Source organism: Hymenobacter agri, assembly GCF_054778495.1.
The window spans coordinates 1-574 of record NZ_BAAGZM010001267.1; the positions used below are offsets into that span (position 1 = coordinate 1).

2 protein-coding genes are annotated in these 574 nt (G+C 69.0%); both read right to left on the reverse strand.

Annotated features, from left to right (window positions below; translation table 11 throughout):
- The coding region (locus ACYVDE_RS25720; RefSeq protein WP_460504339.1) for a PglD-related sugar-binding protein at positions 1–234 on the reverse strand (234 nt) is incomplete at its 3' end.
- Positions 231–574 (reverse strand): sugar transferase (locus tag ACYVDE_RS25725; RefSeq protein ID WP_460504340.1); only part of this gene is annotated, 344 nt, incomplete at its 5' end. The genes ACYVDE_RS25720 and ACYVDE_RS25725, both read right to left, overlap by 4 nt.

Consider the following 574-nt stretch of genomic DNA (forward strand, 5'->3'; position numbering starts at 1 on the left):
GGGCGTGGCATTGAGGTCGGCGCTGGTGCCGAGGTAGGGGAGGCCAGCCACGGTGGGCGTGGCCGGGGCGCGGTCGTCGTAGAAGCCACGCACCTGCCAGGTGGGCTGCGCATCGTTGAGCTGCTGGATGAGCAGCAACACCTCGCGCCCCAAGCCGCCCGCCCCGAAAATGACGAGTGGGGGCCGCGCGTCGGCCGGCTCGATGTCGTACTCAGAAAAGAAAAGCTGCGTCATGCGGAAATAGTATGGGGAGGCGTGCCAGTGAAACGTGGTGCGGGTGCTTCGGCACCCGGCTGCCGGCCGTGGCCCAGCGCCAGCAGCAGCGTCCGGCCCAGAATGCGCAAGTCGAGCGCCCAGCCGCGGTGCGCCACGTACCAGGCGTCGAGGGTGAATTTTTCTTCCCAGGTGCGGGCATTGCGCCCGTGTACCTGGGCCCAGCCCGTGATGCCCGGCCGCACCCGAAACCGCTGCCGCTGCGCCGGCGAATACAGCGGCAGGTACTCGTGAATGAAAGGCCGGGGCCCCACCAGGCTCAGCTCGCCGCGCAGCACGTTCCAGAGCTGGGGCAGCTCGT